This window comes from Spirochaetaceae bacterium (genome assembly GCA_009784515.1).
In the GTDB taxonomy this organism is placed as follows: Bacteria; Spirochaetota; Spirochaetia; order WRBN01; family WRBN01; genus WRBN01.
Genome location: WRBN01000075.1, coordinates 1 through 9,282, shown reverse-complemented (window position 1 = coordinate 9,282; position 9,282 = coordinate 1). Strand labels below are relative to the sequence as shown.

The 9,282-nt window shown below is 42.3% G+C and carries 11 protein-coding genes; 10 read left to right on the top strand and 1 reads right to left on the bottom strand.

Features of this window, described 5'->3' with window-relative positions; all coding sequences use genetic code 11:
- From FWE37_07945 to FWE37_07910, 8 genes are all read left to right on the top strand, one after another.
- The coding region (locus FWE37_07945; GenBank protein ID MCL2520909.1) for a triose-phosphate isomerase at positions 1-267 on the top strand (267 nt) is incomplete at its 5' end.
- A 35-nt stretch (positions 268-302) separates the two neighbouring features.
- A complete protein-coding gene (gene secG, locus FWE37_07940) occupies positions 303-701 on the top strand; it encodes a preprotein translocase subunit SecG (GenBank protein MCL2520908.1) in 399 nt (132 codons plus the stop codon).
- Positions 702-1,097, top strand: coding sequence for a hypothetical protein (locus tag FWE37_07935; GenBank protein ID MCL2520907.1), 396 nt, complete (start codon positions 702-704; stop codon positions 1,095-1,097).
- A complete protein-coding gene (locus FWE37_07930; protein ID MCL2520906.1) occupies positions 1,094-2,143 on the top strand; it encodes a peptidyl-prolyl cis-trans isomerase in 1,050 nt (349 codons plus the stop codon). The genes FWE37_07935 and FWE37_07930 overlap by 4 nt, the downstream gene beginning before the upstream one ends.
- A gap of 88 nt (positions 2,144-2,231) precedes the next feature.
- A complete protein-coding gene (locus FWE37_07925; GenBank protein ID MCL2520905.1) occupies positions 2,232-3,890 on the top strand; it encodes a hypothetical protein in 1,659 nt (552 codons plus the stop codon).
- Between the two features lie 7 nt (positions 3,891-3,897).
- A complete protein-coding gene (gene map / locus FWE37_07920) occupies positions 3,898-4,653 on the top strand; it encodes a type I methionyl aminopeptidase (GenBank protein MCL2520904.1) in 756 nt (251 codons plus the stop codon).
- Positions 4,643-5,773 (top strand): HD domain-containing protein, encoded by a 1,131-nt coding sequence (locus FWE37_07915; GenBank protein MCL2520903.1) that lies wholly within the window; start codon positions 4,643-4,645, stop codon positions 5,771-5,773. Before map ends, FWE37_07915 begins: the two co-directional genes overlap by 11 nt.
- A gap of 194 nt (positions 5,774-5,967) precedes the next feature.
- The gene (locus tag FWE37_07910; protein ID MCL2520902.1) at positions 5,968-6,555 is read left to right on the top strand and encodes a rhomboid family intramembrane serine protease; all 588 of its coding nucleotides are present in this window, start codon (positions 5,968-5,970) and stop codon (positions 6,553-6,555) included.
- Here the strand turns inward: FWE37_07910 and FWE37_07905 are convergent.
- A complete protein-coding gene (locus tag FWE37_07905; protein MCL2520901.1) occupies positions 6,552-8,033 on the bottom strand; it encodes a UDP-N-acetylmuramoyl-L-alanyl-D-glutamate--2,6-diaminopimelate ligase in 1,482 nt (493 codons plus the stop codon). The two genes, FWE37_07910 and FWE37_07905, sit on opposite strands and share 4 nt — an antisense overlap.
- Positions 8,034-8,159: 126 nt before the next feature.
- Between FWE37_07905 and FWE37_07900 the strand changes: the two genes are divergently transcribed.
- Positions 8,160-8,438 carry an autorepressor SdpR family transcription factor gene (locus FWE37_07900; protein ID MCL2520900.1) on the top strand — a complete coding sequence of 93 codons (279 nt, stop codon included), beginning with the start codon at positions 8,160-8,162 and terminating at the stop codon, positions 8,436-8,438.
- Positions 8,438-9,094, top strand: a complete 657-nt coding sequence (locus tag FWE37_07895) for an SdpI family protein (GenBank protein ID MCL2520899.1) — start codon at positions 8,438-8,440, stop codon at positions 9,092-9,094. Before FWE37_07900 ends, FWE37_07895 begins: the two co-directional genes overlap by 1 nt.
- The last annotated feature ends 188 nt before the right edge of the window (positions 9,095-9,282 follow it).

Here is a 9,282-nt window from a genome sequence, read left to right as displayed (position 1 = left end):
ATTGCCTACGAGCCGGTATGGGCTATTGGTACCGGTAAAACGGCCAGCAGCGCCGATGCAGAGGCTATGCATATACATATACGCAAAACTTTGGCAGCTTTATACAATGACGAGTTGGCTAATGGTTTATCTATTCTTTACGGCGGTAGTGTTAAGCCCGATAATATTAAAGAATTAATGGCTATGCCTAACATTGACGGGGCCTTAGTGGGCGGGGCTAGTTTAAAAGCTGCCGATTTTAGCGCTTTAGTCAATTTTGATAAATAAATTTTATAGTTAATAAATTTGGAGATAAGTTAATAATGCAATTTTTTGGCGGTGTCTTACTAGTGGTGTTTATTATTGTGGCAGTTCTTTTGGCCATTTTGGTTTTTATACAAGACGATCAGGGTGAGGGTATGGGCGGCATCTTTGCCGGCGGCAGTACCACGCCTTTTGGCTCGCGCTCGGGGAATGTGCTGCATCGTATGACGGCGACTTTGGCCGTAATCTTTTTTGTTTCGGCTTTAGGTTATGGGTTTTTAAACCGTACGCGTTTGGATAGCGCCTTGTTAGAGCAAATGGCTTTGCCGGGAGCAGGAGCCGCTAATTGGTGGGAAGAAAATAATGTGCAAATTATTGCACCCGAAGAATTTATTATTGATACCGAAGTGGTGGAAAGCGTTACCGCCGAAGAAGCTGTAACAGAGGCGGCCGAGTAATTGCGCGTAGCTTTGGTTTACTTTAATGCCGAAGATAATAAGCCGTTGCTGGCGGTTATCTCTAAGACGGTGCAGGAACAAGGGCATAACTGCGCGCTTGTTAATGGTAACGAGCCGCAGTTTTTAACGAGTTACGATTTTTTAATCATTTTGTATGGTAAGAGTAACCTTTTTTCGGCCAAAATATCAGATAATGTAAGCCGGTTTTTGCAAGGCGCCGGCACAGTTGCCGGTAAAAAAAGTTTAGCTTTAGTAACTAATAAAGGTTTATTTAAGGAAAGGTGTTTAGCTAACTTAATGAAAGTGATGGAGGCAGAGGCTTTATTTATTGTCTTTTCTAAGCTTTTAAAAAGTAATATAGAGGCATCTTTGTTAATTAAGGGGATTTTTAAATGAAAAAACTATTTTTTATAGCTTTAATTATGGTGGTTCAGCTGGCTTATGGGCAATCGTTGTCGCAAAATTTGGCTACGGTTACCCTTATTAGGGCGCAAAGTGTTACCGAAAGCGATTTCCGTGAGCGTTTAACGGCTTTAAGGGCGCAAGGTATCGAGCCAACTAACGCCCAGCGGTTAGAGATTTTAAATATGATGATAGATAGTATTATCGCTTTACAGGCCGCCGAACGTGAACGTATTGTGGCCTCTAACAATGATATACTAGAGGCTTTACAAGCGATGACCGGTATGCCGCGCGCCACTTTGGCCGATATAGAACGCGCTTACCGCAGTAATGTGGCCGAAGTAGCCAGAACTAATCCCGAGGTGGCTATGCCCAGCTGGGAACAATTTTTAACTAGTGTGCGTGAAGAAGTTACTCGGCAGATGCTTTTTCAGCGTATGGTACAGCCGCGCACGCCAACCGATGCCGAAGTAGTTCAGGCTTACAATGATAACCCTGATAACTTTAATATGCCCGAACAAGTAAGAGTTAGCCACATTTTCTTTAACTTTGCAGGAATGAATGCCGAACAAAGAAGAGAGGTGCAAGCGAGAGCAAGCAGGGCACGGCAAGATATTGCTTCGGGGGCGGTAACCTTTGAACAAGCGGTAAGCATTTACAGCGATGACCGCGAAAGCGCCTCCCGGTTGGGCGATATTGGGTTTATCCCTAATTTGCCGGCGATGGTAGAGGTGTTTGGCCCAACTTTAATTGGGGCGATGTTTAGCCAGCAAACTGGAGTGGTATCGGCCGTTGTGGAAGGGCAATTAGGTTACCATATCTTTCGGATTACCGATAGGCAAGCGGCGCGTAAACTGGGGCTAAGTGATATTAATCCTTTTGAACCGCGACAAACCATTCATCAAATGGTAACGATGCAGCTTATGCAGCGTAATTGGCTTGAAGATATGGAAAGAGCCACCTTAAATTTAAGAAGCCAAAGCAATATTGTTATTAACGAAAGCCTTTGGGGGCCATGGGCACGTGGTGAAAGAAATTAGGCATGCTAATCGGCGCCTTAGGAGTAAAGCGCCTAATTAGTTTGCTGTAAAAGTATAGTAGTTAGGTAGCTTTAATTAAGGAATAGTCATGAAGCAAGCAAGTTTTAAGCCGGTTGGTTATGTATTACTTTTTTTAACTTGTCTTTTAACAGGGATAATTACCTATCATTATGTACGGGTTAGAAATGCCGAATCTTTAGATACTTTACTGGTAAATGTTGATACCCATATAGATTCGGGCAACTTTAGGCAGGCGGCAAGGCGGATAAATGCACTGCCGACTAATGGTTTAAATCGTTATAATATGCTTAGGGTTATTGACAGAGCCTACCGGTTGGCTTTAGTTAGCGGCGATTGGCGGCCGCTGGAGCGTGTAAGCTTAAGGGCTGCCCAAAGCATGCAAGGTAACGAAGAATTTTGGGCCTTTTATGTAATGGCCCTAATGCGGCAAGGCAACTACCAAAGGGCGCGTGATATTGCTGCCGAGCGGCTGTTAAGCAGCCAATTTGCCTCTATCAGAGATGAGGCTCTGTTTCGTTACAGTGGCGGCGGTGATTTAGCCGGTTTAGAGGCGCGTTTAAATAGTAGCAGCGATGCCAACTTTTTTGAGCAAGTAGCACGCGATACGCGAAGTGCGGCTCTGTTTTACAATGCGGCGCTGCTCCATTTGCAGACCGCTAACTTTGAAAGAGCGCGTTCGCTGCTGCCTTTTATGGGCGGTAACGACATTCCCAGTTTAGGCAAAGCCCTTGTGGCTTATGATAGCGGCGAGTGGTTTTTAGCTTTAAACGAGCTGGAAAATCCTACTTCGTCTAATTTGATGGTGTTTAACCCGCCGCGCGGCGGCTTAATTTTAAGCGAGCAAGAACGGATAGATATTTTAAATAATGCTCACTTTACGCGGGCTACTTTATTAGGCGACTTACGTATGTTAATGGGTAACAACTTTACCGCCTTTGAAAGTTATTTGCAGGCGTTATCGCTTAATCCTTCTCTTTCGTGGCGATTATGGTTAAATAGCGTTTTGCTGGCTGAAAGATTGGGTGATAATTTTAATAGCGTAAACCAGCTGGAAGCAGCTTTAAGATTTTTTCCTCATCAAAAATATTTGACTTTAGCGCTAGTAGAGCGTTTGCCGCGCGGGCCGGCCAGAGTGTTGTTAGATGAATTTTTGCAGCTATCCCCTAACGATATAGAAGCTAATCTTTTTCGTATGCAAAATTTTGCCCCTGATGGTAATATGCAAAGAATAAGCACCGAGTTATGGCAGCTTTTTAATTATAACAGTTATAGCGAGCGTTTAGTACAATATATGGTGTGGTTTTTTCTAGCCGTTAGGGGCGAAGACGATGCGAGACTGGTACTGGAGCGTTTTCGCGGCTCTAATACCGCTTTTATCCCGGCTTATCAAGCGTTGATTAAAGTTTCGGAGGGTAGTTTTAATGAAGCTTTACAACTGTTTAGCCGTTTAAGCAGTTGGGAGGCTTTTTATAATCGCGGTTTAATCGAGCTTTACTTGCGGGATAACTTAAGTGCGGCTACCAGCTTTATCGAGGCACGGCTTAGATATACCGAGCTTCACCGCGAGGAGCTAGACCCTGTCATTTTAGCTAACATCGAAGGGCAGCTGGCGCAAGCTCATTTTAACGCCGGCCAAATAACTTTAGCCCGCGAGATAGCCGAGCGCGCTTTAGAGCTAGATAACGATAATCTAATTGTACGCAACGCTTTGCGCTCGATGATGTAGAGGGTAAATGATTAATTTAAAAAGCGCCGAAGAACTTGCCGGTATTAAAAAAAGTTGTAGATTATTAAACGAAATATTTTTTAAAGTTGCCGCCGCCGCTAAAGTAGGGGTTACCACCGAGCAACTTAACCATTTGGCCGAAAGTTATATTAAAGAAGCAGGGGCTGAGCCCTCGTTTAAAAAATACGGCGGTTTTCCGGCGGCGCTTTGCACTTCGGTAAATAATGTAGTAATTCACGGTGTGCCCAGTAATTATGGACTTAAAGAAGGTGATATTATCGGCCTCGATTTAGGGCTGGCCTTTAACGGTTATTTTTCCGATATGGCCCGCACCTTTGCCATCGGCAAGATAAGTAATGATACTCATAATTTAATTAAAAATACTAAAATAAGCTTAAATAAGGCGATAGAGGCCATCACGATAGATGGCCGCATTAAAGATATAGCTAAAGCGGTTTCAAATTATTTAAAACCTTTAGGTTATGGGGTGGTGCACGAATATTGCGGGCATGGTGTTGGCTTAGCCGTTCACGAAGAGCCGGAGATTACCAATGATTATAAAAAATTTCGCGGCAGTAATCCCCGCTTTCGTAACGGTATGGTGCTGGCCATCGAGCCGATGGTTAATTTAGGTACCGGTGATGTGTTTGTCGCTAACGATAAATGGAGTGTTTGCACGGCCGATGGTAAACTTTCGGCCCACTTTGAGGATACTATCGCTATTATTGATGGCCGGGTGGAGGTGCTAACCAGTGGAGCATAGCTTATTTTTTCAAAATCAAAATAGTCCTATCTTGCAAAGCAGACTTAAAGAAAGCAATAGCAACTCCGGCGACCCGCGTACGGCTTACTTTAGCGATGCCACCGCCATTATCCACAGCTATCCTTTTAGGCGGCTTAAACATAAAACGCAGGTTTTTTTCTCCCCTAAAAACGACCACATCTGTACGAGGGTGGAGCATGTGATGCATGTGGCCTCGATAGCTACCACCATCTGCCGTACTTTCGGTCTTAATCCCGATTTAGCTTGGGCTATTGGTTTAGGCCACGACTTAGGCCATACCCCCTTTGGCCACGCCGGCGAAAAAGTTTTAAGCGAACTTACGGGGGAGAGTTTTAGCCACGAAAAGCACGGCTTAAGGGTGGTTGACCACTTGGCCCATCGCGGCGCCAACCGTGATATGGGCCTAAATTTATGTTATGCGGTGCGCGATGGGATTGTCAACCACTGCGGTGAACGTTTTGAGCAGTACATTAAACCCGATTTTGACTTTAAAAACTTAAGCGAGCTGCCGGCACGTAGCGCTTACCCCGCCAGCTGGGAGGGTTGTATTGTGCGTTTTGCCGATAAAATTGCTTATTTGGGACGCGATTTGGAAGATGCTATTGCGCTAAAAATTATCACTAAAGATGATATACCATCATCTGTTAAAAAAGTTTTGGGTGATAATAACGCCGATATTATTAATACATTAACGATAGATTTAATCTCTATGGGTCATACCTCCGAAGGTATGGGTTTTTCCGATGATGTTTTTGAGCAATTTATTAAATTAAAAGATTTTAACTACGAGCGTATTTACTTAAGCCCGTTTCTTTCGCGTTGGAAGAGTTACTGCGAAAGATTGTTAAAGCTGCTTTACGATTACCTTTTGGAGCTGCACGAAAAAATTAAGCAAACAAATTTAGCTATTTACCAGCAAGAGGGCAATACGTTGGCGCGCCGTTTTGCCGATTACTTAAAAACGATGGAACCCTTTTATATAAATTGTGAGGGCAGTTTTGATAAAGCCCCACTAGATTATATTGCCGGTATGAGTGATGATTTTGCTATTAACTCGGCTAAAGAAATTTTAATGCCGGAAAAAATAGACACATTTTAATTTAGCGAAAAATAATTATTACTAAGCTGTTTTAAGTTGGCTTTTGGCAAAACAGTTAATTTTTAAGACTAACACTCCGAATTATATAATATAGCATAAAAGTTACGCAATATCTCCTCCCATCTTTTGCTTAACCAACTTGCTGTTAGTAAAGGCCGGCCTTAATTAGTCGGTCTTTTTTATAGGATATTTACATGCGCTTACGATACAATGCCCCCATCACCTTAACTTTTTCGCTTTTTGCCGCCGCCGTTTTTTTAAGCGATGCTTATCTATCACCCGGTCTTATTAATAATTTATTTATCCTCGAGGGGCGCGGCCTGTTTAATTTTAGTTATTTGCCCGGTTATGTTAGGCTGTTTAGTTATATTTTTGGCCACGAATCGCTGCCGCATTTAATCAGCAACTTAACTTATATTTTATTGCTTGGCCCGCTGATTGAAGAGCGTTACGGCTCGTCCTCACTCGCTTTAATGATTTTTGTAACGGCCATAGCTAACGGCTTAATTAATGTACTTTTTTTCCCCAGCGGCCTTATGGGAGCCAGCGGAATTGTCTTTATGATGATTGTACTTAGCTCGTTTGCTAATGTGCGCAGGGGCGATTTCCCGCTTACTTTTTTGTTTATCGCCGCCATCTTTTTATGGCAAGAAATAGCCACTCTATTTACGACTAATAACATTTCACAAATTTCGCATTTAATGGGCGGTATTTGCGGAGCTATTTTTGGCTTTGCCGAACCGGCTTTTAAAGGCCGGGACGGTAACCAAAATCAGCCTTAATTTTTATTAAGTAAGGCTTTAGCTACTTCTTCTTCGTGCCACGGCTCTTTGCCGTGAGCCATAAAGATAGACCTTTCGTGGCCTTTACCTAATAAAAGTACAAGGTCATCGGTTTTAGCCAGCTCATAGGCTTTGGTGATGGCTGTAGTTCTGTCGGGAATAAAAAATAAGGTTTCGTTAAGTTTTTTATTTTTAATTCCTTTGGCAATATCTTCTATAATGGGTAAAGAGCCTTCAAGGCGCGGGTCTTCATCGGTTAAAATAATTATATCGGCATAATTATCGGCCAGCTCCCCTTGTAAAGGGCGTTTTTCTTTGTTACGTTCGCCAGCGCTGCCAAAAACCACAAGCATACGGCCAGTAAGGTTTTCTTTCATCTGCGGCAGGAGTTTGGCGAAGCTGCCCGGTGTATGGGCATAATCGACAATTACACCAAAAGGTTTAGTTTGGATAATTTTCATACGGCCGGTAGGAGCGGTAAGTTGCGGCAAGAATTTAATAACTTCTTCCGGAGGTAATTTTAAAAGATTAACCACTGTAGCAAAGGCAGCCGTACTGTTTTCGATATTAAAAGCGCCGGCCAAATTAATGTTAGCCACTAAAATGTTATGACTTGAACTATGATTATTAATGCTAAGAACAAAGTTATTAGAGGTAGGCAGGCTTTCTTCCCTGCTGATGTTATAATCGGCGTGAATGTTTCTGCCATAAGTAATTATGATACTGCCTTTGGCGGCCTCAATAAAGTTAGCGCTATGTTCATCGTCAATATTAATAATAGTTATACCTTTATGAGCAGCCACCTTTCTGAAGAGGTTAGCTTTGGCTTGCCGATAATTTTCAAAAGTTTTATGAAACTCTAGGTGCTCGATGGTAAGGTTAGTAAAAACGCCGGCTACAAAGTTAATGTATTTTAAACGGCCGGTTTCTTCGGCAAGGCCATGACTCGTGGCCTCAAGCACGGCATAATCGAGGCCGGATTTAAACATTTGGCTTAAGGCCTCCTCTATCTGAGGAGCCTCAGGGGTACTTTGCCGCATATTATTATCCTCTAAATTGCCAGCAATTTTAAGGCTAACGGTAGAAATAAGGCCAACTTTATAACCCAGCAAAGTAAGCAGCTGGTAAATTAAATAACTGGTGGTACTTTTGCCGTCGGTGCCGGTAACGCCAATTACTTTAATTTTCTTACTGGGATAATCATAAAAAATGGCCGAAAGTTTAGCCATCGCTAAGCGGCTATTGGCGGCCAGCAAGTAGATAAAACCGGCGCTATCGTCGGCAAAATTTTTATCTTCTATTAAAAAAAAGCGGCAGCCTTGCTCTTTTGCTTTAGTTATAAAAAGGTGGCCATCGGTATGAAGGCCGGTTAAGGCACAAAAAATTGTGCGGCTACCTGCCTCGCGGCTATCAAAAACTATCTTATTAATACCCCACTCGGGGTTAATGGCTGTAAGTTCGTCAAAATTTATAATCATTATTCATAGTAGCATAAATTAACAAAAAATACTATAAAAAATAGTTGACACATTTTGCAACATCGGGTATATTTAGATATAAATCTAATAGACAAGTGTCTAAATGTTGAAGATAAGGAGGCAGCAGTGGGAGTAGCCGATACCTTTAAAGCCCTGTCCGATAGTACACGGCGCGAAATTTTAAATTTACTGGTAAATGGCGCACTAACGGCCGGCGAAATTGGCGAGCGCTTTGCGATGACAGGGGCGACCATATCGCATCATTTATCGGTATTAAAGCAGGCCGGGCTGGTAAGCGATGATAAACAAGGTAAATATATTTATTATGAACTAAATATGACGATGCTTGATGAAATTATACGTTACGCACTTAATTTAAAAGGAGATAAAGGGGAAGATAAATAATGAAAAAAATAAGTATAATAAGGATATGTATTTGGCTGTTGGCTTTAGCGCCTATTATTTTGGTAGCGGCGCTGTATAGTAGGCTGCCCGAGACCATACCGATGAATTGGGGCTTAAGCGGCGAGCCGTCACGCGGCCATAAGGCCCATATTTGGTGGTTGGCGGGCCTTTCACCGGCCATTGCCGGGCTTTTTATGCTGTTACCCAAAATTGACCCGCGCGGGAAGAATTACGAAAAATTTCGCGGTTTTTACGATGCTTTTGCCCTGTTTATGATGTTATTTTTGCTGGGTATTGTTGGTATGATATTATCGGAGAGTTTTAACCCCGGCCGGATACAGGTGCATTTTGTCGTGATAGCTTTTTTGGGGATACTTTTTATCTTTTTAGGCAATATGTTACCTAAATTTAAGAGTAACTTTTTTGCCGGTATTAAAACACCATGGACACTCTCTAACAACGAGGTATGGAACAAAACCCATAGATTGGCCGGCTTTTTATTCTTTTTTGGCGGAGTGCTTATAACGGTTCTTAACTTTTTTATTAGCGGTACTTTAATGTTTGTTATCTTGCTTGGTATTTTAGCCGTTATGGTGCTGGTGCCCATAATTATGTCGTATAAATGGTATCAAAAATTAGTGGAAAATAAAAATTAATCAAAGCCGCGAAAGCGGCTTTTACAGTTGTTTTAATTTCTTGCCGAAGATGTAATAGCGTGTTTTAATCTTGTTCTATTACTGTAGCTAGCGATTGTTTAGTTTTTGATTGTCTTATATGATGAAATTGTTTAAGTTTGTCTTCGGATAGTTCTGGAGCGTCATCATCATAAATAATATCTTTATCT

Excerpts from the sequence above, each read along its gene's own strand:
- map (MCL2520904.1), top strand. The coding sequence starts at position 3,898 with ATGATTAATTTAAAAAGCGCCGAAGAACTTGCCGGTATTAAAAAAAGT.
- FWE37_07930 (MCL2520906.1), top strand. The coding sequence starts at position 1,094 with ATGAAAAAACTATTTTTTATAGCTTTAATTATGGTGGTTCAGCTGGCT.
- FWE37_07910 (MCL2520902.1), top strand. The coding sequence starts at position 5,968 with ATGCGCTTACGATACAATGCCCCCATCACCTTAACTTTTTCGCTTTTT.
- FWE37_07925 (MCL2520905.1), top strand. The coding sequence starts at position 2,232 with ATGAAGCAAGCAAGTTTTAAGCCGGTTGGTTATGTATTACTTTTTTTA.
- FWE37_07905 (MCL2520901.1), bottom strand. The coding sequence starts at position 8,033 with ATGATTATAAATTTTGACGAACTTACAGCCATTAACCCCGAGTGGGGT.
- FWE37_07895 (MCL2520899.1), top strand. The coding sequence starts at position 8,438 with ATGAAAAAAATAAGTATAATAAGGATATGTATTTGGCTGTTGGCTTTA.
- secG (MCL2520908.1), top strand. The coding sequence starts at position 303 with ATGCAATTTTTTGGCGGTGTCTTACTAGTGGTGTTTATTATTGTGGCA.